Annotated in this window: 35 protein-coding genes; 1 reads left to right on the top strand and 34 read right to left on the bottom strand. The window is 36.5% G+C overall.

What is annotated here, in order from left to right; all coding sequences use genetic code 11:
- Positions 1-142: 142 nt before the first annotated feature.
- From eno to rpsL, 34 genes are all read right to left on the bottom strand, one after another.
- Positions 143-1,435, bottom strand: coding sequence for a phosphopyruvate hydratase (gene eno / locus ACH2AZ_RS10550; protein WP_394907802.1), 1,293 nt, complete (start codon positions 1,433-1,435; stop codon positions 143-145).
- Between the two features lie 42 nt (positions 1,436-1,477).
- Positions 1,478-2,590, bottom strand: a complete 1,113-nt coding sequence (gene carA / locus ACH2AZ_RS10545) for a glutamine-hydrolyzing carbamoyl-phosphate synthase small subunit (RefSeq protein ID WP_394907801.1) — start codon at positions 2,588-2,590, stop codon at positions 1,478-1,480.
- A gap of 93 nt (positions 2,591-2,683) precedes the next feature.
- A complete protein-coding gene (rplQ, locus tag ACH2AZ_RS10540) occupies positions 2,684-3,169 on the bottom strand; it encodes a 50S ribosomal protein L17 (protein WP_147860644.1) in 486 nt (161 codons plus the stop codon).
- Positions 3,170-3,212: 43 nt separating this feature from the next.
- A complete protein-coding gene (locus tag ACH2AZ_RS10535; RefSeq protein WP_379043419.1) occupies positions 3,213-4,205 on the bottom strand; it encodes a DNA-directed RNA polymerase subunit alpha in 993 nt (330 codons plus the stop codon).
- Positions 4,206-4,226: 21 nt separating this feature from the next.
- Entirely contained in the window at positions 4,227-4,832 is a 606-nt protein-coding gene (rpsD, locus tag ACH2AZ_RS10530; RefSeq protein WP_147860646.1) for a 30S ribosomal protein S4, read from the bottom strand.
- Between the two features lie 90 nt (positions 4,833-4,922).
- On the bottom strand, positions 4,923-5,318 hold the full coding sequence (gene rpsK / locus ACH2AZ_RS10525; RefSeq protein ID WP_147860647.1) for a 30S ribosomal protein S11: 396 nt from the start codon (positions 5,316-5,318) through the stop codon (positions 4,923-4,925).
- A gap of 9 nt (positions 5,319-5,327) precedes the next feature.
- Positions 5,328-5,702 carry a 30S ribosomal protein S13 gene (rpsM, locus tag ACH2AZ_RS10520; RefSeq protein ID WP_394907800.1) on the bottom strand — a complete coding sequence of 125 codons (375 nt, stop codon included), beginning with the start codon at positions 5,700-5,702 and terminating at the stop codon, positions 5,328-5,330.
- A 2-nt stretch (positions 5,703-5,704) separates the two neighbouring features.
- Complete coding sequence (gene ykgO / locus ACH2AZ_RS10515) at positions 5,705-5,821, bottom strand: type B 50S ribosomal protein L36 (protein WP_013305171.1); 117 nt, start codon at positions 5,819-5,821, stop codon at positions 5,705-5,707.
- 89 nt (positions 5,822-5,910) lie between these two features.
- Positions 5,911-6,126: a translation initiation factor IF-1 gene (infA, locus tag ACH2AZ_RS10510; protein WP_034259287.1), complete on the bottom strand. Its 216-nt coding sequence runs from the start codon at positions 6,124-6,126 to the stop codon at positions 5,911-5,913.
- A 2-nt stretch (positions 6,127-6,128) separates the two neighbouring features.
- Complete coding sequence (gene secY, locus ACH2AZ_RS10505) at positions 6,129-7,466, bottom strand: preprotein translocase subunit SecY (RefSeq protein ID WP_147860649.1); 1,338 nt, start codon at positions 7,464-7,466, stop codon at positions 6,129-6,131.
- Between the two features lie 10 nt (positions 7,467-7,476).
- A complete protein-coding gene (gene rplO / locus ACH2AZ_RS10500; RefSeq protein ID WP_394907835.1) occupies positions 7,477-7,929 on the bottom strand; it encodes a 50S ribosomal protein L15 in 453 nt (150 codons plus the stop codon).
- 9 nt (positions 7,930-7,938) lie between these two features.
- Positions 7,939-8,121 (bottom strand): 50S ribosomal protein L30, encoded by a 183-nt coding sequence (gene rpmD / locus ACH2AZ_RS10495; protein ID WP_147860651.1) that lies wholly within the window; start codon positions 8,119-8,121, stop codon positions 7,939-7,941.
- A gap of 11 nt (positions 8,122-8,132) precedes the next feature.
- Positions 8,133-8,657, bottom strand: a complete 525-nt coding sequence (gene rpsE / locus ACH2AZ_RS10490) for a 30S ribosomal protein S5 (RefSeq protein WP_379043431.1) — start codon at positions 8,655-8,657, stop codon at positions 8,133-8,135.
- Between the two features lie 6 nt (positions 8,658-8,663).
- A complete protein-coding gene (rplR, locus tag ACH2AZ_RS10485; RefSeq protein ID WP_147860653.1) occupies positions 8,664-9,017 on the bottom strand; it encodes a 50S ribosomal protein L18 in 354 nt (117 codons plus the stop codon).
- Between the two features lie 12 nt (positions 9,018-9,029).
- Positions 9,030-9,572, bottom strand: a complete 543-nt coding sequence (rplF, locus tag ACH2AZ_RS10480) for a 50S ribosomal protein L6 (protein ID WP_147860654.1) — start codon at positions 9,570-9,572, stop codon at positions 9,030-9,032.
- Between the two features lie 19 nt (positions 9,573-9,591).
- Complete coding sequence (gene rpsH, locus ACH2AZ_RS10475; RefSeq protein ID WP_147860655.1) at positions 9,592-9,990, bottom strand: 30S ribosomal protein S8; 399 nt, start codon at positions 9,988-9,990, stop codon at positions 9,592-9,594.
- Positions 9,991-10,053: 63 nt separating this feature from the next.
- The gene (gene rpsN, locus ACH2AZ_RS10470) at positions 10,054-10,323 is read right to left on the bottom strand and encodes a 30S ribosomal protein S14 (protein WP_147860656.1); all 270 of its coding nucleotides are present in this window, start codon (positions 10,321-10,323) and stop codon (positions 10,054-10,056) included.
- 1 nt (position 10,324) lies between these two features.
- The gene (rplE, locus tag ACH2AZ_RS10465) at positions 10,325-10,876 is read right to left on the bottom strand and encodes a 50S ribosomal protein L5 (RefSeq protein WP_147860657.1); all 552 of its coding nucleotides are present in this window, start codon (positions 10,874-10,876) and stop codon (positions 10,325-10,327) included.
- Positions 10,877-10,878: 2 nt separating this feature from the next.
- On the bottom strand, positions 10,879-11,190 hold the full coding sequence (gene rplX, locus ACH2AZ_RS10460) for a 50S ribosomal protein L24 (RefSeq protein WP_379043440.1): 312 nt from the start codon (positions 11,188-11,190) through the stop codon (positions 10,879-10,881).
- Between the two features lie 10 nt (positions 11,191-11,200).
- Positions 11,201-11,569, bottom strand: a complete 369-nt coding sequence (gene rplN / locus ACH2AZ_RS10455) for a 50S ribosomal protein L14 (RefSeq protein WP_147860659.1) — start codon at positions 11,567-11,569, stop codon at positions 11,201-11,203.
- A 2-nt stretch (positions 11,570-11,571) separates the two neighbouring features.
- A complete protein-coding gene (gene rpsQ / locus ACH2AZ_RS10450; protein ID WP_147860660.1) occupies positions 11,572-11,829 on the bottom strand; it encodes a 30S ribosomal protein S17 in 258 nt (85 codons plus the stop codon).
- A 12-nt stretch (positions 11,830-11,841) separates the two neighbouring features.
- The gene (rpmC, locus tag ACH2AZ_RS10445) at positions 11,842-12,033 is read right to left on the bottom strand and encodes a 50S ribosomal protein L29 (RefSeq protein ID WP_147860661.1); all 192 of its coding nucleotides are present in this window, start codon (positions 12,031-12,033) and stop codon (positions 11,842-11,844) included.
- Between the two features lie 10 nt (positions 12,034-12,043).
- The gene (gene rplP / locus ACH2AZ_RS10440) at positions 12,044-12,463 is read right to left on the bottom strand and encodes a 50S ribosomal protein L16 (protein WP_147860662.1); all 420 of its coding nucleotides are present in this window, start codon (positions 12,461-12,463) and stop codon (positions 12,044-12,046) included.
- 18 nt (positions 12,464-12,481) lie between these two features.
- Positions 12,482-13,201: a 30S ribosomal protein S3 gene (gene rpsC / locus ACH2AZ_RS10435; RefSeq protein WP_147860663.1), complete on the bottom strand. Its 720-nt coding sequence runs from the start codon at positions 13,199-13,201 to the stop codon at positions 12,482-12,484.
- Between the two features lie 8 nt (positions 13,202-13,209).
- On the bottom strand, positions 13,210-13,617 hold the full coding sequence (gene rplV, locus ACH2AZ_RS10430) for a 50S ribosomal protein L22 (protein WP_147860664.1): 408 nt from the start codon (positions 13,615-13,617) through the stop codon (positions 13,210-13,212).
- 8 nt (positions 13,618-13,625) lie between these two features.
- Positions 13,626-13,904 (bottom strand): 30S ribosomal protein S19, encoded by a 279-nt coding sequence (rpsS, locus tag ACH2AZ_RS10425; protein WP_147860665.1) that lies wholly within the window; start codon positions 13,902-13,904, stop codon positions 13,626-13,628.
- Between the two features lie 6 nt (positions 13,905-13,910).
- The gene (rplB, locus tag ACH2AZ_RS10420) at positions 13,911-14,735 is read right to left on the bottom strand and encodes a 50S ribosomal protein L2 (RefSeq protein WP_394907799.1); all 825 of its coding nucleotides are present in this window, start codon (positions 14,733-14,735) and stop codon (positions 13,911-13,913) included.
- A 10-nt stretch (positions 14,736-14,745) separates the two neighbouring features.
- Complete coding sequence (gene rplW / locus ACH2AZ_RS10415) at positions 14,746-15,036, bottom strand: 50S ribosomal protein L23 (RefSeq protein WP_147860667.1); 291 nt, start codon at positions 15,034-15,036, stop codon at positions 14,746-14,748.
- Between the two features lie 5 nt (positions 15,037-15,041).
- Positions 15,042-15,671 (bottom strand): 50S ribosomal protein L4, encoded by a 630-nt coding sequence (rplD, locus tag ACH2AZ_RS10410; RefSeq protein WP_394907798.1) that lies wholly within the window; start codon positions 15,669-15,671, stop codon positions 15,042-15,044.
- Positions 15,671-16,288: a 50S ribosomal protein L3 gene (gene rplC / locus ACH2AZ_RS10405; RefSeq protein WP_147860669.1), complete on the bottom strand. Its 618-nt coding sequence runs from the start codon at positions 16,286-16,288 to the stop codon at positions 15,671-15,673. The genes rplD and rplC overlap by 1 nt, the downstream gene beginning before the upstream one ends.
- A gap of 152 nt (positions 16,289-16,440) precedes the next feature.
- The gene (rpsJ, locus tag ACH2AZ_RS10400; protein WP_147860670.1) at positions 16,441-16,746 is read right to left on the bottom strand and encodes a 30S ribosomal protein S10; all 306 of its coding nucleotides are present in this window, start codon (positions 16,744-16,746) and stop codon (positions 16,441-16,443) included.
- Positions 16,747-16,758: 12 nt separating this feature from the next.
- Positions 16,759-18,867, bottom strand: coding sequence for an elongation factor G (gene fusA, locus ACH2AZ_RS10395; protein WP_394907797.1), 2,109 nt, complete (start codon positions 18,865-18,867; stop codon positions 16,759-16,761).
- 6 nt (positions 18,868-18,873) lie between these two features.
- Positions 18,874-19,350 (bottom strand): 30S ribosomal protein S7, encoded by a 477-nt coding sequence (rpsG, locus tag ACH2AZ_RS10390; protein WP_379043462.1) that lies wholly within the window; start codon positions 19,348-19,350, stop codon positions 18,874-18,876.
- An 85-nt stretch (positions 19,351-19,435) separates the two neighbouring features.
- Positions 19,436-19,810 (bottom strand): 30S ribosomal protein S12, encoded by a 375-nt coding sequence (gene rpsL, locus ACH2AZ_RS10385; RefSeq protein ID WP_117157697.1) that lies wholly within the window; start codon positions 19,808-19,810, stop codon positions 19,436-19,438.
- A gap of 346 nt (positions 19,811-20,156) precedes the next feature.
- Here rpsL and ACH2AZ_RS10380 point away from each other — a divergent pair, with 346 nt between their 5' ends.
- Entirely contained in the window at positions 20,157-21,665 is a 1,509-nt protein-coding gene (locus ACH2AZ_RS10380; RefSeq protein ID WP_394907796.1) for a hypothetical protein, read from the top strand.
- Positions 21,666-21,747 lie beyond the last annotated feature (82 nt).

Here is a 21,747-nt window from a genome sequence, read left to right as displayed (position 1 = left end):
TACTAGTAATTTTTTGTGTATAGCCTTCTAAAATTAGCGCTTTTTCGTGAAGGTTTGGTTAATATATTCTTAAAAAAAAGCAACCTAACAAAAATTTAAGCTAGGTTGCTTTCATAAATTCAAAATTTATTAATCTAGTATCTTATATTTTTATTTTAAAGGCTCTTTCTTGTAAATAAACAGCTGTCTCGCCTAGTTGCTCTTCTATGCGTAACAATTGATTGTATTTTGCCATTCTGTCGCTTCTAGATGCCGAACCGGTTTTTATTTGCCCGGTGTTAAGGGCCACAGCCAAATCGGCGATTGTAGCATCTTCGGTTTCACCAGATCTATGCGACATAACTGCGGTGTACCCTGCCTGATGAGCCATATTAACTGCAGCTATTGTCTCGCTTAAAGTACCGATTTGATTTACTTTAATTAAAATAGAGTTTGCTATCCCTTCGGATATACCTCTACTTAATCGTTTAACGTTGGTCACAAATAAATCATCTCCTACTAGTTGAATTTTGTCACCTACCAATTGAGTTAGTTCTTTCCAACCTTCCCAATCGTTCTCATCCATACCGTCTTCTATTGATATAATTGGATATTGCTCACATAATTCTGCTAGGTACGCTGCTTGCTCCTTTGAATTTCTAACTTGCCCTTGATCTCCTTCAAATTTTTTATAGTTATACACACCTTCTTCATAAAATTCCGCGGCAGCGCAATCTAGAGCAAGCATAATATCTTTTCCAAAACTATAACCTGCCAGTTCAACAGCTTGTTTCACGCATTCCAGCGCATCTTCTGTACCTTTTAGCTTAGGAGCAAAACCTCCTTCGTCTCCTACAGCTGTACTTAAATTTCTTTTATGTAAGACCTTTTTTAGGTGGTGAAATATTTCTGACCCCATTTGAAGTGCTTCGGTAAAATTTTGTGCTTTCACCGGCATAATCATAAATTCTTGAAAGGCAATAGGAGCATCTGAATGTGATCCCCCATTAATAATATTCATCATAGGAACGGGCAAAGTTTTAGCACTCACACCTCCTACATAACGATATAAAGGCATACCCATTTCATTGGCTGCGGCGTGGGCTACTGCCAATGAAACACCCAGTATGGCGTTAGCCCCTAGTTTGGCTTTGTTTGGGGTCCCGTCTAAGTCGATTAAGAATTGATCTATTGCTTCCTGTTCAAATACAGAAAACCCCATTAAGGCGTCTGCAATAATAGTGTTTACATTATTTACGGCGGTTAATACGCCTTTACCCATATAGGCTCTTTCATTATCACGCAATTCTACGGCCTCGTGTTCTCCTGTAGAAGCTCCTGAAGGTACGGCTGCACGGCCCATAAAACCACTTTCTGTAAAAACATCTACTTCTACAGTAGGGTTTCCTCTTGAATCAAAAATTTGGCGCGCTTTTATATCAATTATGATACTCATTTTTCTAGTTTTTAATAATAGTGATGTAAAGATAACAAAAGCTTAGCTTTTTACTTTTTTTATGTTTTCTAAAAATTGATCAAATAAATACAAAGAATCATTTGGTCCGGGACTTGCTTCTGGATGATATTGAACACTAAAACAGTTTTTATCTTTTACTTTTAGTCCTGCAACCGTATTATCATTTAAATGTACATGGGTGATCTCTAAACTTTCGTTTTTTTCAAGCGCCTCGCGACTCACTGCAAAACCATGATTTTGCGAGGTGATTTCACCACATTTCGTGCTCAAATTAAGAACAGGATGGTTTATTCCGCGATGACCATTATGCATCTTAAAGGTATTCACTCCATGTGCTAATGCGATAATTTGATGACCTAAGCAAATTCCAAATGTTGGCTTATTACTCGCAATAATTTTTTTTGCCGTTTCAATTACCGATACCAAAGGTTCTGGATCCCCAGGACCATTAGATAAAAAGAACCCGTCTGGATTAAACTCGTTTAGTTCTTCAAAACTTGTATTGTAAGGGAAGACTTTTATAAAACAGTTTCTTGCACTTAAATTTCTTAAAATATTCTTCTTGACCCCTAAATCTAAAGCTGCTACCTTAAAAGTTGCATCAGAATTTCCAATGGTATAGGCCTTTTTGGTTGAAACTTTTGACGCCAATTCCAAGCCTTTCATACTAGGTTGGGCAGCCAACTTTTCTTTAACCTCCTCAATATTATCGATTTCTGTAGTGATAACGGCATTCATTGCCCCATTATCGCGAATGTAACTTACCAGAGCGCGTGTATCAACATCTGATATTCCAAGAAGTTCGTGTTTTTGCATAAACTCTTCGAGAGAAAAATCTGCCTTGGGTCTAGAATAATTATAACTAAAGTTTTTACATACCAAACCAGCTATTTTAATACTATCTGACTCAACCTCTTCGGCAGAAGTCCCGTAATTACCGATGTGCGCATTGGTAGTTACCATGATTTGCCCAAAATAACTAGGGTCGGTAAAAATCTCTTGATAACCGGTCATACCAGTGTTAAAACAGACCTCACCGAAAGATGTGCCACTTAAATTTCCAATAGCCTTACCCCAAAATTTAGTGCCATCTTCTAAAAGCAGAAGTGCTTTTTTTCTTTTCTGATATATCATTGTGTTGTGTTTAAGTAAAAAAAGGTTAAAAAAAAAGGATAAACTTAAGACAGTTTATCCTTTTAATATTATAGCTTGTAATACATCATGTTCTTATTCCTCTTCATTGGTTGAAGATTCTTCTTGTTTACTGGCTGTTTCAGACCCTGATGTATTTTTACCTCCACGTCTACTACGACGAGTTGATTTCTTCTTAGTTGACCCGTTAGCGTTGTAAAGCTCATTAAAATCTACAAGCTCTATCATAGCCATATCAGCATTATCACCAAGACGGTTACCTAGTTTGATGATTCTTGTGTAACCTCCTGGTCTATCGCCAACTTTTGGTGCTACCTCTCTAAATAACTCAGAAACTGCATATTTATCACGCAATTTAGAAAAAACAATTCTTCTGTTGTGAGTTGTATCTTCTTTAGATTTAGTCACCAAAGGCTCGATAAACTGTTTAAGGGCTTTGGCCTTTGCTGTTGTGGTATTTATTCTTTTATGCTCGATTAAAGAGCTAGCCATATTGGCAAGCATTGCTTTACGGTGAGCAGTCTTTCTTCCTAAATGATTAATTTTCTTTCCGTGTCTCATAGTTCTATGAAATTAGAAATATAGCTGAACTATACTTTCTATTTTAGTCTTTATCTAATTTATATTTTGAAAGATCCATCCCAAAAGTAAGTCCTTTCACACTTACCAATTCTTCTAACTCTGTTAAAGACTTTTTACCAAAGTTACGGAACTTCATTAGATCGTTTTTATTATAGGTTACCAAATCTCCTAAGGTATCTACCTCTGCCGCTTTTAAACAGTTTAGGGCACGCACTGATAAATCTAAATCAACCAATTTGGTTTTAAGCAATTGGCGCATATGCAATGATTCTTCATCATAAGTTTCAGTTTGCGCAATCTCATCCGCCTCGAGCGTAATTCTCTCATCAGAGAACAACATAAAGTGATGAATTAAGATTTTAGCCGCTTCGGTAAGCGCATCCTTAGGGTGTATTGAACCATCGGTTACGATTTCAAAAACCAGTTTTTCATAATCTGTTTTTTGTTCAACACGATAGTTTTCAATACTATATTTTACATTTTTTATAGGTGTGTAAATAGAATCCGTAAAGATAGTACCTAAAGCTGCATTACTTTTTTTATTTTCTTCGGCGGGCACATAACCTCTTCCTTTATCAATGGTAAGCTCAATATTCAGGCTTACATTCTTCTCCATATTACAAATGACTAAATCTGGGTTTAGCACTTGAAAACCTGAGATGAATTTTTGAAAGTCACCTGCCTTAAGTTGTTCTTTTCCACTTAGAGAAATAGTGACTGTTTCGTTATCGATATCTTCGATTTGTCTTTTAAACCTAACTTGCTTTAAGTTTAAAATAATCTCTGTTACATCTTCAACTACTCCTGCAATGGTAGAGAATTCGTGATCTACTCCCTCAATACGCACAGAAGTAATTGCAAAACCTTCGAGAGAAGATAACAGCACTCTTCTTAAAGCGTTACCCACGGTAAGACCATAACCTGGTTCGAGCGGTCGAAATTCGAATTTCCCCTCAAACTCAGTAGAGTCTATCATGATAACTTTATCGGGCTTTTGAAAATTTAGTATTGCCATATTATGAGTTCTGTCTATTAATTATTTAGAATATAACTCGACGATTAATTGCTCGTTGATGTTTTCTGGTATTTGGATTCTTGATGGAACAGATACAAAAGTTCCTTGCTTTTGCTCTGCATTCCAAGAAATCCACTCATAAACAGCATTTGCATTATCTAGAGATTGTACAATAGCCGTTAATGATTTTGATTTTTCTCTTACCCCTACTACATCTCCAGCTTTTAATTGGTAAGAAGGAATGTTTACGATATTACCATTTACGGTAATATGTCTATGAGAAACTAATTGTCTAGCGCCGCTTCTAGAAGGCGAGATTCCCATTCTGTAAACAACGTTATCTAATCTAGACTCGCAGTATTGCAACAAAACTTCACCAGTAATTCCCGGTGCACTTGTTGCTTTCTTAAACATATTTCTGAATTGACGCTCTAAGATACCATAAGTATACTTCGCTTTTTGCTTTTCCATTAACTGGATTGCATACTCAGATTTTTTTCCACGGCGTCTATTATTTCCGTGTTGACCTGGAGGATAGTTTCTTTTTTCAAAAGATTTATCATCTCCAAAAATAGCCTCTCCAAATTTACGTGCTATTTTCGTTTTAGGACCAGTATATCTTGCCATTAAATTTGATTTATAAAAAACAGGTTATGAATTAAGGTCTAAAGTTTAATCCTTCGATAACCTTACTGTTTTTTTTAATTAATACTTTTATTAAACTCTTCTTCTTTTAGGAGGACGACACCCATTATGTGGTATTGGTGTAACATCGATTATCTCGGTTACTTCAACCCCTGAGTTATGGATAGAACGTATTGCAGATTCTCTTCCGTTTCCAGGACCCTTAACATATACCTTCACCTTACGCAAACCTGCTTCGTGTGCCACTTTACTAGCATCTTCAGCGGCCATTTGTGCAGCATAAGGAGTATTTTTCTTACTTCCTCTAAAGCCCATTTTACCGGCAGACGACCAAGAAATAACATCACCATTCTTGTTACACAATGAAACAATAATATTGTTAAATGAAGCCGTAACATGTGCCTCTCCAAAAGACTCAACTACAACTTTACGTTTTTTTGAGGTTGACTTAGATTTTGCTTTTGCCATGTTTACTTATTATTTAGTTACTTTTTTCTTATTAGCAACTGTTTTTCTCTTTCCTTTTCTGGTTCTAGAATTATTCTTAGTGCGCTGTCCTCTTAATGGCAAGCCAACTCTATGTCTAATTCCACGGTAACAACCGATATCCATCAAACGCTTAATGTTTAACTGAACTTCAGAACGAAGCTCTCCTTCGATTGTATACTTACCTACTTCCTGACGAATTCTACCAATCTCATCATCAGACCAGTCAGTAACTTTAGTACTTTCATCTACTTGGGCATTTTTAAGGATCTTTTGAGCCCTACTTTTGCCTATTCCGAAGATATAGGTTAACGCTATAACTCCTCGCTTTTGTTTTGGTATATCAACACCTGCTATTCTTGCCATAATTAGCCTTGTCTTTGTTTAAATCTAGGATTCTTTTTGTTAATTACATAAAGTCTACCTTTTCTGCGTACAATTTTGCAGTCGGCGCTTCTTTTCTTTACGGATGCTCTTACTTTCATCTTACTTAGTTTTTGTCCTTTTATATGGCTTCTAATTTTTCAGCACGCAAAAGTACTAATTTTTTTTCAAAAACCATAATTTTAGATTTTTAGTATCTATATGTTATTCGAGCCTTAGTTAGATCGTAAGGACTCATTTCTAATTTTACCTTATCTCCAGGCAATAATTTTATATAATGCATACGCATTTTACCTGAGATGTGTGCCGTAACAATGTGTCCATTTTCTAGCTCTACACGAAACATTGCATTAGACAATGCCTCTACAATTGTTCCGTCTTGTTCTATTGCTGGTTGTTTTGCCATAATTAAGCTATTGCTTTTCTGTTTTTACCTGATTTCATTAAGCCATCATAATGTCTATTCAACAAATATGAATTTACTTGCTGTATAGTATCAATAGCCACCCCTACCATAATCAATAAAGAGGTACCACCAAAAAATAATGCCCAACCTTGCTGTACACCAAAGCTAACTACAATGGCAGGGAAAATGGCAATTAAGGCCAAAAACACAGAACCAGGAAGGGTGATTTGCGACATTATACGATCTAAATACTCGGCAGTTTCGGTTCCAGGACGAATCCCAGGGATAAACCCACCGCTTCTCTTAAGATCATCAGCCATTTTATTGGTAGGCACTGTAATTGCGGTATAAAAGTATGTAAATACAATAATCAATAAAGCAAAAACTAAGTTATACCAGAAGCCAAAGATATTTTGAAAAGCCGAGGTTATACCTTGCGCTGTTTCTGAATCTGAAAGTCCAGCAACAGCTGCAGGTATAAACATAATAGCTTGTGCAAAAATGATAGGCATTACTCCAGAAGCGTTTAACTTTAGGGGTATAAACTGTCTAGCACCTCCAAAAATATTTTTCTCATAGCCACCTGTAGCATTTCTACGTGCATACTGCACAGGAATTTGACGAACGGCCATTACCAACATTACCGATGCAAAAATAATCGCAAACCAAATAGCTAATTCGATTAAGATCATAATCAAACCACCATTACTTTCGGCAACACGCGATTGTATTTCTTGCAAAAATGATTGTGGAAGTGTAGCAATGATTCCCACCATAATTAATAAGGAGATTCCGTTACCAATACCTTTATCGGTAATTCGCTCACCTAACCACATTGCAAAAATACATCCTGTTGTTAAAATAATAACCGATGAAACTATAAAGGTAAAAGAGTCTCCTAACAAAAATGCACTATCTGGTAGTGTTGCATAAAGGTTATAAATGTACCCTGGGCCCTGCACTAAAGTAATAGCAATAGTAAGCCAACGGGTAATTTGATTAATCTTCTTACGTCCACTTTCGCCTTCCTTTTGCAGTTTTTGCAAATAAGGAACGGCAATCCCCATCAATTGTACTACAATCGATGCAGATATATAAGGCATAATTCCTAATGCAAAAATAGATGCATTTGAAAATGCCCCACCTGTAAAGGCATTAAGTAAACCCAGCAAACCTCCATCGGTTTGGTTTGCTAGATCTGTTAGTTGGGAGGCATCTATTCCTGGAAGAACAACTTGTGCTCCAAAACGATAAACAAGTAAAAGCCCAAGGGTAACCAAAATTCGGTTTTTGAGCTCTTCAATTTTCCAGATGTTTTTTATAGTTTCAAAAAATTTCATTGTTTCTCTATTATAAGGTTGTTGCTTCTCCTCCAGCAGCTTCGATAGCTTCTTTTGCAGTCGCTGTGAATTTATGTGCAGTTATTTTCAAACTTGCTTTCAACTCACCTCTTCCTAATATTTTGATTAAATCTCTTTTATTGGCCAATCGGTTTTCAACTAGAGTTTCAACCGTTACCTCTTCTTTAATCTTTCCTTCGTCAACCAATCGCTGTAACGTATCTAAGTTAATACCTTGATAAGCCACACGATTACGATTAGTAAATCCAAATTTCGGGACTCTTCTTTGAAGTGGCATCTGACCACCTTCAAATCCGATTTTCTTAGAATAACCAGAACGAGATTTAGCACCTTTGTGCCCACGAGTTGCAGTTCCTCCTTTACCAGAACCTTCACCTCGTCCTACTCGTTTGTTATTCTTACGAACTGAACCTTTTGCAGGTTTTAAATTATTTAATTCCATCGTGTTCAATTATTTTGCTTCCTCAACAGAAACTAAATGTTTTACTTTATTTATCATTCCAAGAATGTTAGGGGTGTCGTTATGCTCAACGCTTTGTCCGATCTTTTTCAACCCTAAAGCCTCCAATGTTAATTTTTGATTCTTGGTTCGGTTAATAGCACTACGTACTTTGGTAACTTTAATTTTTGCCATGACTTCCTGTATTATCCGTTAAAAACTTTATCTAATGAGATTCCTCTTTGCTTGGCAATTGTTTCTGCACTTCTTAACTGCAATAAAGCATCAAATGTGGCTTTAACAACATTGTGTGGGTTTGAAGAACCTTGCGATTTAGACAATACATCATGCACGCCAACTGCTTCAAGTACTGCTCTTACAGCACCACCTGCAATCACCCCTGTACCAGGAGCTGCAGGTAAAATAAGTACTCGCGCACCGCTATATTTACCCTTTTGCTCGTGAGGAACGGTTCCTTTATATAAAGGAATTCTAACTAAATTCTTCTTTGCATCTTCTACAGCTTTTGCAATAGCTTCTGCAACTTCTTTAGATTTACCTAAACCGTGACCTACTACACCATTTTCATCTCCAACAACTACGATTGCAGAGAATCCAAAAGCTCTACCACCTTTAGTAACTTTTGTAACACGTTGTACACCTACTAAGCGGTCTTTTAAATCTAAACCACTTGGCTTTACAAGTTCTACGTTTTTATAATCTTGATACATATTATTTTAGAATTTTAGTCCTCCTTCTCGAGCACCGTCTGCTAATGATTTAACTCTACCGTGATATAAATAGCCCCCTCGATCAAAGGTTACTAATTCTACACCAGCATTCTTTGCACGTTCTGCAATTAATTTTCCTACCTCTTGAGCAACTTCAATTTTAGTTCCCTTTGAGGTAATTTCTTTATCTCGAGAAGATGCCGCTGCTAGGGTTACTCCGTCTACATCATTGACCAACTGTGCATAAATTTCTTTATTACTTCTGTACACAGATAATCTAGGACGAGAAGCATTACCAGCTAAATTTTTGCGTATTCTTCTTCTGATTTTTTCTCTTCTTTTTTCTTTTGAAAATGCCATAATTACAATCTTTTAAGCTGATTTACCTGCTTTTCTTCTTAATTGTTCTCCTACAAATTTAATTCCTTTTCCTTTGTAAGGCTCTGGCTTACGGAATGATCGAATTTTTGCAGCCACTTGACCTACAAGTTGCTTATCATGAGAAGTTAGTTTAACGATTGGATTTTTTCCTTTTTCAGAAATTGCCTCAACTTTAACCTCTGGCGCCAATTCTAAAACAATATTATGCGAGAATCCCAAGGCTAAGTCTAAAACCTGCCCCTGGTTAGAGGCACGGTAACCCACCCCCACTAATTCTAATTCTTTAGTAAAACCGTTTGATACACCTTCAACCATATTTTGGATTAAAGCTCTATACAAACCATGTTTACCCTTAAAGTTCTTTTTATCTGAAGAACGCTCTAAAATAACTTGGTTATCTTCTATTTTTATTTCGATATCCGAGAATTCTTGAGTTAACTCTCCTAACTTACCTTTTACAGTAATCAACCCCTCATCTAGGGTTACAGTTACTCCTTCTGGTATCGAAACTGGACTGTTTCCTATTCTTGACATAACTTTTGTCTTTTAAAAATTAGTAAACGTAGCAAAGTAATTCACCACCTACTTTCTCTCTTTGGGCTTGCTTACCTGTCATAACTCCTTTTGAAGTAGAAACAATAGCAATTCCTAATCCGTTAAGGATTCGTGGAATCTCGTTCGCCCCTGCATATTTACGCAGACCAGGCTTACTAATTCGTTGTAATTTTTTAATTACACTCTCTTTAGTATCCTTGTCATACTTAAGCGCGATTTTGATACTTCCTTGAGCGGTAGTATCTTCAAACTTATAACTTAAGATATACCCTTGATCGAATAAAATCTTTGTTATTTGTTTTTTTAGATTAGAAGCAGGAATTTCAACTACACGGTGATTTGCCGCCATAGCGTTTCTAATTCTTGTCAAATAATCTGCAATAGGATCTGTATTCATTTTACAAATATTTTGATTGTGGTTTTCTTCTTTTTTATAGAACCTTCAATCAGTTAAACAATATTACCAACTGGCTTTCTTTACACCAGGTATCAAACCTTTGTTGGCCATTTCTCTAAACATTACACGAGAAATTCCAAATTGTCTCATGTAACCTTTAGGTCTTCCGGTTAATTTACATCTATTATGTAAGCGAACTGGAGAGGCGTTTTTAGGTAATTTTTGCAATGCTTCATAATCACCAGCTTCTTTCAAAGCTTTTCTCTTTTCAGCATATTTATCTACCAATTTTTGTCTCTTCACCTCGCGGGCTTTCATTGATTCTTTAGCCATGTTATTTCTTTTTAAATGGTAAACCTAGTTCTGTCAATAAAGACTTCGCTTCTTTATCGGTTTTTGCCGTGGTTACAAATGTAATATCCATACCTGATATTTTGTTCACTGTATCGATATTTATTTCAGGAAAAATAATTTGCTCAGTAATTCCTAAGTTATAATTACCTCTACCGTCAAAACCAGTGGCTTTAATTCCGTTAAAATCACGCACTCTTGGTAAAGAAGCGGTGATTAATCGATCTAAAAATTCATACATACGCTCACCTCTTAAAGTAACTTTGGCACCAATAGGCATACCTTTTCGTAATTTAAAAGAGGCAACATCTTTCTTTGAAATGGTTGCAACAGCTTTTTGACCTGTGATTGTAGTTAATTCATCAACGGCGTGATCAATTAATTTTTTATCAGCCACAGCTGCTCCTACACCTCTACTTACTACAATTTTAGTAAGCTTAGGCACTTCCATTTTATTTTCGTAACTAAATTCTTCCGTAAGAGCAGAAATGACCTTGTCTTTATACTCTTGTTTAAGTCTTGGTACGTAGCTCATAACTAAATTAGTTCATTAGATTTTTTAGAAAATCTCACTTTCTTTTCTCCCTCCATTTTAAAACCTACACGTGTAGTTTCTCCATTTTTATCGATAAGAGATAAATTTGAAATATGAATAGGAGCTTCTTTCTTTTGAATCCCACCTTGTGGATTAGAAGCACTAGGCTTCTGGTGTTTAGAAACCAAATTGATTCCTTCCACAATGGCCTTCTGTTTGTCAACCAATACCTTTTGCACTTTACCTTCTTGACCCTTATGATCTCCAGCAATTACGCGTACGGTATCTCCTGATTTTATTTTAAGCTTTGTCATTTTTTCTGTATTAAAGCACCTCTGGCGCTAATGATACAATTTTCATAAATTGCTTATCGCGTAGTTCTCTCGCAACTGGGCCAAATACGCGAGTTCCTCGCATTTCACCAGTTGGATTTAACAACACACAAGCATTATCATCAAAGCGGATGTATGAACCATCTGCTCTACGAACTTCTTTTTTGGTACGCACCACTACTGCGGTAGAAACGGCTCCTTTTTTAACGCTTCCGTTAGGAGTAGATTCTTTCACACTTACCACAATTTTGTCTCCAACAGAAGCATAACGCTTCTTGGTACCTCCCAATACACGGATAGTCAAAACCTCTTTGGCTCCAGTATTGTCTGCTACTTTTAATCTAGATTCTTGTTGTACCATAATTACTTAGCTCTTTCTATGATTTCTACTAATCTCCAACATTTAGATTTACTCATAGGTTTAGTTTCCATAATCCTAACCGTATCTCCTTCGTTGCAGTCATTTTTTTCATCGTGCGCTACGTACTTCTTCGTTTTTAATACGAATTTTCCATACATAGGGTGTTTCATTTTTTTCACTTCAGAAACCACAATAGATTTCTGCATTTTGTTACTAGTAACAACACCTATACGTTCTTTTCTTAAATTTCTTTTTTCCATTACTCAGCAGAATTATTGTAATTCTCTTTTTGTGATTTCTGTTGCTATACGTGCAATACTTCTTCTCACGTTTCTTATTTGCGCCGGGTTATCTAAAGGCGTGATCGCATGAGCCATTTTTAAATCTCTGTACGATTGTTCTTGTATAGCCAATTGCTCTTGCAATTCAGCTACAGATAATTCTTTTACTTCTGATTGTTTCATAACTCAAAAATTATTCTTGATAATCCCTTGCAACAATAAACTTAGTTCTTACAGGCAGTTTTTGAGCCGCTAAACGCAAGGCCTCTTTGGCTGACTCCTGAGGAACACCTCCTATTTCAAATAAGATTCTTCCTGGCTTCACAACAGCTGCCCAATACTCTACATTACCCTTACCTTTACCCATACGTACTTCTAATGGTTTCTTGGTAATTGGCTTATCTGGGAAAATTTTAATCCAAATAGACCCTTCTCTTTTCAAGTATCTTGTTGCTGCAATACGCGCAGCTTCAATTTGACGCGCAGTCACGAAGCTAGAATCTAATGATTTGATTCCAAAAGTACCGTTTGAAAGTCTGTGCCCTCTACCGGCATTTCCTTTCATACGACCTTTTTGCTGCTTTCTATATTTCGTTCTTTTAGGCTGTAACATTTCTCTTAATTTAAAAAATTACTTTCTACGACGTGATTTGTTACCACCTCGTCCAGATCCAGATTTACCTCCTTGCTTTTTAGACATTCCAACAAGTGGAGATAGTTCTCTTTTTCCGTATACTTCACCTTTCATGATCCATACTTTAACCCCTAATCTACCATAGGTAGTGTGGGCCTCAACTAAAGCATAATCAATATCGGCTCTAAAGGTTGATAAAGGTATTCTACCCTCTTTATAGGCTTCACTACGCGCCATTTCAGCTCCGTTTAAACGACCCGAAATTTGCACTTTAATACCTTCAGCATTCATACGCATTGCAGCCGCAATAGCCATTTTAATTGCACGACGGTAAGAAATTCTATTTTCAATTTGTCTTGCAATACTCGCCGCCACTAAATGAGCATCTAGTTCTGGTCTTTTAATCTCAAAAATATTAACCTGAACTTCTTTTCCAGTAATTTTCTTAAGCTCTTCTTTTAACTTGTCTACCTCTTGACCTCCTTTACCAATAATGATACCTGGTCTGGCCGTAGTGATAGTAACGGTTACAAGTTTAAGCGTACGCTCAATAATCACTCTAGATACACTAGCTTTAGAAAGACGAGCATGGATGTATTTTCTAATCTTATCGTCTTCAGCTAATTTATCGCCGTAGTTGTCTCCTCCGTACCAGTTAGATTCCCATCCTCTGATGATACCAAGTCTATTCCCGATTGGATTTGTTTTTTGTCCCATACTACTTCTTAGCTTTGTGTATTATTTTTAGATCCTAAAATCATAGTTACATGATTTGATCTCTTTCTTATTCTATGTGCTCTTCCTTGAGGTGCTGGTCTTAATCTTTTCAACATACTACCACCGTCAACTCTAATTTCTTTAATATAAAGTTCTGCATCTTCTAGACTCGCCTCTTCATTCTTGGCTTGCCAGTTTGCTATCGCAGACAACAAAAGTTTTTCTAAACGAATAGATGCTTCTTTTGTGTTAAACTTTAATATTTGAAGCGCCTTTTCTACACCTTCACCACGTACTAAATCTGCTACTAAACGCATTTTTCTTGGCGAAGTAGGGCAGTTATTTAGCTTTGCGAAAGCTACTTGTTTCTTAGCTTCTTTAATTTGCTCTGCTCTTTCTTTTTTACGAACTCCCATAGCTTCAATTATTTTTTACCTTTATTTTTAGAACCTCCGTGCCCTCTATAAGAACGAGTTGGTGAAAATTCTCCTAATTTATGACCCACCATATTCTCTGTCACATAAACTGGTACAAACTGTCTACCGTTATGCACCCCTATAGTCTGGCCTACAAAATCTGGAGTTATCATCGAAGCTCTTGACCACGTTTTGATAACAGTCTTTTTTCCAGACTCTACATTTTGCGCTACCTTTTTCTCTAACTTATAGTGAACGTAAGGTCCTTTTTTTAATGAACGTGCCATATCTTATTATTTCTTTCTACGTTCTACAATAAACTTATTACTCGCTTTGGTTTTAGAACGAGTTCTATAACCCTTGGCCGGTATACCTTTTCTAGATCTTGGATGACCTCCTGAAGCTCTACCTTCACCTCCACCCATTGGGTGATCAACTGGGTTCATTACTACCGGTCTCGTTCTAGGTCTTCTACCTAACCAACGTTTTCTACCTGCTTTACCAGATACCAATAATTGATGATCACTATTTGAAACAGCACCAATAGTAGCCATACACTCACTCAAGATCAATCTTATTTCTCCTGAAGGTAATTTTACCGTTGCATACTTTCCTTCTCTAGCGATTAATTGAGCAAAAGCACCAGCACTACGCGCCATTACAGCACCTTGACCAGGTCTTAACTCAATACAAGAAATCACCGTACCCAAAGGAATTTCCTTCAAAGGCATAGCGTTTCCAATTTCAGTTGCTACATCGTTACCAGAAACCAAGTTCTGACCTACCTGTAAACCGTTTTGAGCAATAACATAGCGTTTTTCACCATCTTGATAGTTCAGTAACGCGATGAACGCAGTTCTGTTCGGATCATACTCGATTGAAGCAACAGTAGCAGGAATCCCTGCTTTGTTACGTTTGAAATCGATAATACGATAACGTTTCTTATGACCACCACCTCTATAACGCATGGTCATTTTTCCTTGACTGTTTCTACCTCCTGTTCTTTTTCTCGGAGCAAGTAAACTTTTCTCCGGCTTATCAGTAGTTATGGCGTCATACCCATTAACTACTCTAAAACGCTGACCAGGAGTGATTGGTTTTAATTTTCTAACCGACATCCTTTAATTCTTAAAGATTAGTATATAAATCTATTGTCTCTCCGTCTGCCACCTGTACAATTGCCTTTTTATAAGCATTTGTTTTACCAGTCACGACACCCGTTTTAGTATAACGAGTTTTTCGATCTGGACGGACAATCATTGTGCGAACTTTTTCAACTGAAACGCCATAAGCAGACTCTACTGCGTCTTTTATTTCAATCTTGTTCGCCTTTTTATTCACCACAAAAGCAAAGCGATTATTCAATTCGCTATCATTAGTTGCTTTTTCTGTAATAATAGGTTTTATTAAGATACTCATAACGCTTATTTACTCAAATTCTTTTCAATTTCTTCTAACGACTCCTCAGTCAACACAACTTTATTTGCGTGCATTAATTTGTAAGTGCTTATTTCTGAGGCAGTTACAACTTCTGAGGTTTTTAAATTACGTGATGACAAATATACATTTTTATTTGTTTCACCCAATACTATCAATGATTTTTTATCATTTAAGCCTAAATTAGCTAAAAAGCTTAAAAAATCCTTAGTTTTTGGTTTATCAAAATTAAAATCCTCAACAACCATTAAGTTGTTAGATTTTGCCTTTTGAGAAAGAACCGATCTTCTAGCCAAACGCTTAAGGTTTTTATTCAATTTAAAACCATAATTTCTTGGTCTAGGTCCAAATATACGGCCACCCCCTCTAAAGATTGGCGACTTAATACTACCCGCACGGGCCGTACCTGTTCCTTTTTGCTTCTTAATCTTACGAGTACTTCCTACAATTTCGGCTCTTTCTTTAGCCTTATGTGTACCTTGTCTTTGATTTGCCAAGTACTGCTTAACATCTAAGTAAACAGCGTGCTCGTTAGGCTCAATTCCAAAAACAGCATCAGAAAGGTTTGCCTCTCTACCTGTTTCTTTACCTTGTTTATCTAAAACTGCTACTTTCATTATTTCTGAATAGTTACGTAAGCGTTTTTGTGGCCAGGAACACATCCTTTAACTACTAGCAGATTTTTTTCTGCTACCACTTTTAACACTTTAAGATTTTCTACTTTCACTCTTTCGCCTCCCATTTGACCTGCCATACGCATTCCTTTAAAAACACGCGCAGGGTAAGAAGCCGCACCAATCGATCCTGGAGCTCTTAAACGGTTATGTTGACCGTGCGTTTGTTGTCCAACACCACCAAAACCGTGACGCTTTACAACCCCTTGAAAACCTTTACCTTTAGAAGTTCCTGCTACATCAACAAATTCTCCTTCTGTAAAGTGCTCTACAGTAATTTGATCACCTAATTTGTAATCTTCTTCAAATCCTTGGAACTCGACAACTTTACGTTTTGCACCAGTACCTGCTTTCTTAAAGTGACCTGCAGCCGCTTTTGTAGTAGCTTTGTCTGATTTGTCATCGAAACCAAGTTGAAGAGCTTCATACCCGTCAACCTCGATGGTTCTGACTTGGGTAACTACACATGGTCCTGCTTGAATAACGGTACACGGAATATTTTTTCCGTTTTCGTCAAAAATGCTGGTCATGCCTATTTTCTTTCCTATTAACCCAGACATAATTATTATTTATTATTAAACATTTATATTAAAAAAATTTAGGGGCTAGAAAAATATATCTAACCCCTAGACTATATTCTTCCGTTTTTCCCTCGCTCGCAGCTCAGGACATGTTACTATCACTTGTAATCAAGTAATAGCTTGGTAAATCATTAAACTTTAATCTCTACCTCTACTCCACTTGGAAGCTCTAATTTCATAAGAGCATCAATTGTTTTAGAAGATGAGCTATATATATCTAATAATCTTTTATAAGAACTCAACTCGAACTGCTCACGCGCTTTTTTATTTACGTGTGGCGAACGCAACACAGTAAATATTTTTTTATGCGTAGGTAAAGGTATCGGCCCCGTTACCACAGCCCCTGTAGTTTTAACTGTTTTTACAATTTTCTCAGCAGATTTATCTACCAAGTTATAATCGTAAGATTTTAATTTTATTCTAATTTTCTGACTCATGTTTCCTTGATATTAGTCGTTAGCTCCTTTTGCTGCTTTGATTACTTCTTCTGAGATATTTGAAGGAGTTTCAGCATAGTGAGAAAATTCCATTGTAGAGGTAGCTCTACCTGAAGATAAGGTTCTTAGTGTAGTTACATAACCAAACATTTCTGCCAATGGCACTTCAGCTTTAATAACTTTTGCACCAGATCTATCAGACATATTATTAACTTGACCTCTTCTTCTGTTTAAGTCACCTACGATATCTCCCATATTTTCTTCTGGAGTAACCACTTCGTTTTTCATAATTGGCTCAAGGATAATAGCACCTGCTTTTTTAGCTGCCGCTTTATATCCTAATTTAGCCGCCAATTCGAACGATAATTGATCAGAATCAACAGGGTGAAATGATCCGTCTTTTAAAGTAACCTTTAAAGTATCCATTTGGAACCCTGCCAAGGGTCCGTTTTTCATCGCTTCTTCAAAACCTTTTTGAACCGAAGGAATAAATTCTTTTGGAATTCTACCCCCTTTAATTTCGTCTACGAACTGAAGACCAGTACCTTCGAAATCTTCATCAACAGGCCCCATTTCAAATACGATATCTGCGAACTTACCACGACCACCAGACTGCTTTTTATAAACTTCTCTGTGCTCAGCAGTTTGTGTAACAGCCTCTTTATACTCTACTTGCGGCTCACCTTCGTTAACCTCTACTTTAAATTCTCTTTTTAAACGATCTACTAAAATTTCGATATGCAACTCTCCCATACCCGAAATAATAGTTTGCCCTGAAGCTTCGTCAGTTTTTACCTGGAAAGTTGGATCTTCTTCAGCTAATTTAGCCAAAGCCATACCCATTTTATCAACATCAGCTTTTGTCTTTGGCTCTACCGCAATACCAATAACTGGCGCAGGGAAAGTCATTGATTCAAGCACGATTGGATTATCCATATCGGTAAGGGTATCGCCGGTTTTAATATCTTTAAAACCTACTGCAGCCCCAATATCACCAGCTTCGATACGATCGATAGGCTCTTGCTTATTGGCGTGCATCTGATACATTCTTGAAATACGCTCTTTTTTACCAGAACGATTGTTTAATACGTAAGAACCAGCATCCAATGCTCCTGAATAAGTTCTAAAGAATGCCAAACGACCTACGAAAGGATCGGTTGCAATCTTAAATGCTAAAGCAGAAAAAGGAGATTCTACATTTGGCTTACGCACTTCTGCATCTCCAGTTTGCGGATTAGTCCCTTCGATAGCATCGATATCTACCGGTGACGGCAAATAACGCATTACCGAATCAAGCATAGCCTGAACTCCTTTATTTTTAAAAGCTGAACCACACATCATTGGTATAATAGACATGTCAATTGTAGCTGCTCTTAAAGCTGCAATAATCTCATCTTCAGTAATAGAGTTTTCGTCTTCAAAGAACTTCTCCATTAACTCTTCGTCATATTCAGCAACAGCTTCAACAAGCTGAGCTCTATACTTATCTACATCTTCAACTAATTCAGCAGGAATTTCGATTTCCTTATAAGTCATACCGAAGTTATCCTCATCCCAAATAATTGCTTTTTTAGAAATAAGATCAACCACTCCTTTAAAATCAATTTCATCACCGATTGGCACTTGCAAAGGAACAGGGTTACCTCCTAACATTTCACGCACCTGATTACAAACATTAAAAAAGTCTGCACCTTGTCTATCCATTTTGTTCACAAAACCTAGACGCGGTACACGATATTTATCCGCTTGTCTCCATACGGTTTCAGACTGCGGCTCAACACCATCAACTGCACTAAATAAAGCCACAACACCATCTAAGATACGCAATGAACGCTCCACTTCAACGGTAAAATCAACGTGACCTGGCGTATCGATAATATTTACTACGTATTCTTGATCTCTATAGTTCCAGGTACAGTGCGTTGCCGCAGAAGTAATGGTAATACCACGCTCCTGCTCCTGCTCCATCCAGTCCATAGTTGCAGCACCTTCGTGTGTTTCACCTATTTTATGATTTACACCAGTGTAAAACAAAATACGCTCTGTGGTAGTTGTTTTACCCGCATCAATATGCGCTGCAATTCCTATATTTCTTGTAAATTTTAAATCTCTTTGTGCCATTGTTTTTTAGAATCTAAAGTGTGAGAATGCTTTGTTTGCTTCGGCCATTCTGTGCGTATCTACTCTCTTTTTAACCGCAGCACCTTCTTCTTTAGCGGCAGCTAAAACTTCTGCAGCCAATTTTGCCGCCATTCCTTTTTCATTACGCTTACGCGCAAACATAATCAACCACTTCATAGCGGTTGAAACTTTTCTATCTGGACGAATTTGCATAGGTATTTGAAAGGTAGCTCCACCAACTCTTCTACTGCGCACTTCTACGTGCGGCATTACGTTAGATAAAGCATCTTTCCATAGCTCTAAAGCCGATTTTTCTTCGTCTTGCTTTTTCTCTTCTACAATATCAATTGCATCATAAAAAATCTTAAAAGCGATTGACTTTTTACCGTCCCACATCATCATGTTAACGAACCTAGTTACTAACTGGTCATTAAACTTAGGATCTGGTAAAAGAGGTCTCTTTTTTGCCTGTCTTTTTCTCATGTCTTCTCTTAAATAAGTTAATTGTTAACGGTTATTGTTAATAGATAAATGTATTTCTCAACTTTTAGCGATTAACAAATAACTTTTACTTTTTAGGGCGTTTTGCTCCGTACTTTGACCTACGTTGCGTTCTACCTTCTACTCCGGCCGTATCTAATGCTCCACGAACAATATGATACCTAACCCCTGGTAAATCTTTTACCCTTCCACCTCTAACTAATACTATCGAGTGCTCTTGCAAATTGTGTCCTTCTCCTGGGATGTAAGCATTTACTTCCTTACCATTGGTCAACCTTACCCTAGCTACTTTACGCATAGCCGAGTTTGGTTTTTTTGGCGTAGTGGTGTAAACACGCGTACAAACCCCACGTCTTTGAGGACAAGAATCCAAAGCAGCCGATTTAGACTTCTTAGTTATTTTGGTTCTTCCTTTTCTTACTAATTGTGAAATTGTTGGCATAATTTCTTTTACACTAATTATTAAAATATTAATTCCCGTTTTTTCGGGTTTGCAAATGTAAAAATTAATTTCAAAAAAGCAAATTATAATCAATTAATTTTCAATACAATTGTACTTTGCATAAACAAGTTTATTCGATTAATTTCGTTATCCTAAAAAGCACCGATAAAAAAAATAAGTGAATCGCACCTTTATACAAATAATACTTCTACTGTTAATAAGCTGTCCTTTTGGTTTTTCACAAACAACAGTAAAAGCTTATATTTTAAACACAGTAATCTCTAAAGCAAAATCGGATACATTAGAAGTGCTACAAACAAAATCCGTAAAGGAACTAAAAAGAGTTTTGAACCAAAGAATAACCAACCTCCAAAAACAAGGCTATATAGATGCAGAATTCAACTTTTTAAAAGCACAAAAAAACAATACCTATATATATAGATTAAAAAAAGGCAAGCAATTTGAATACATACATTTAAAAATAACAGACAGTCTAGCGTTGGATTTAGCCGAATGTGATTTAAAAATTTTCAACAAAACAATTAAACTACCAATAGTTGGTTTAGAAGAACAACTCACAAAAATAAACAACTGTTTAGCCAATAAAGGCCAGCCTTTTTTACAAATACAAATAATCAAGATTCAAAAAAAGGACAACAACCTATTTGCCGCACTTCAATTAAATTCATCTAAAAACAGACAACTCGATGAAATTATCATAAAAGGCTACTCCAAGTTTCCCAAATCTTTTTTAAAACATCGCTTACAACTTATTACAGGAGTGAATTTCAACAAAGAAGAGATTTTGGAGAAATACAAACAAATCCAGCAATTAAATTTTGCCTCAAGCATAAAACCACCCGAAATTTTATTCCAAAAAGACAGTACCAAGCTATATCTATTTTTAAACAAGCAAAAACAAAACGAATTTGATGGCTACTTAGGATTTTCAAATGAGGATCAAGGGAAATTTAATTTAAACGGCTACTTGAATTTATCATTACTTAACAATTTTAATCAAGGGGAACGAATAGATCTCTCCTATTTAAATAATGCCGAATCTCAATTAGAATTTAAATTAGCAACAGAACTTCCTCATCTATTTAATTCTCCAATTGGTATTAATCTACGTTTTAACTTACTACGAAAAGACAGTACCTTTACACGCAACACCTTTGGAGCTCAGATACACTATAGCATTAAAAACTGGAAACCCTATATAGGCTACACCTCTATTAAGTCAAACCAGACCCAGTCAAGCGCATCCTATTCACAAACAGCAAATCTTGGCAATTACCGCGCTAAATTTTTTCAAGTAGGTGCTCGCCTCGACGCAAACCAAAGAAAAGATTTTTTCACTCCGCCCAGTTATCTAAACCTAAGTGCTTCTTTTGGCTCACGAAAAGCAACTATCAATAGCCCTCAGCAAATTTACACGCTGCAACACCAACACTTCCTACCAATTGCAAAACGTAGCGGAATACGCACCCATCTAACAGCTCACTATCTTGAGAGTAAGGACTATTTTATTAACGAATTAAGCTTTTTTGGAGGAATTAACAGCTTTCGCGGAATTGAAGAAAACAGTTTAACGACCAATTTTTACGCCATACTGCAAACCGAATACCGTTTCAAATTCGCCTCTAACTTTTATTTACATAGTATTTTAGACTATGGCCTTTACACACCCTTACCTAATTCTTCGTTAGAAAATCTAACCAGCCTAGGTTTTGGTTTGGCTTTAAACACCAAAGCAGGTAAACTAGAGGTAATGTTTGCTAATGCCAAGTACCCCGGCACAGGCTTTAAATTTAGAAATACATTAGTACACCTGCGTCTTCAAAGCAGGTTTTAAAACCCTCCTATTTCTTGCTTACTCAAAGTGTTAAAAATTAATTTTAGTAAAAATAAGTTGCATTATTAAGTATTTATTAAGA

It is taken from the genome of uncultured Mesonia sp., assembly GCA_947499595.1.
Taxonomy (GTDB): domain Bacteria; phylum Bacteroidota; class Bacteroidia; order Flavobacteriales; family Flavobacteriaceae; genus Mesonia; species Mesonia sediminis.
This window is presented reverse-complemented; position numbering and strand designations above follow the sequence as displayed.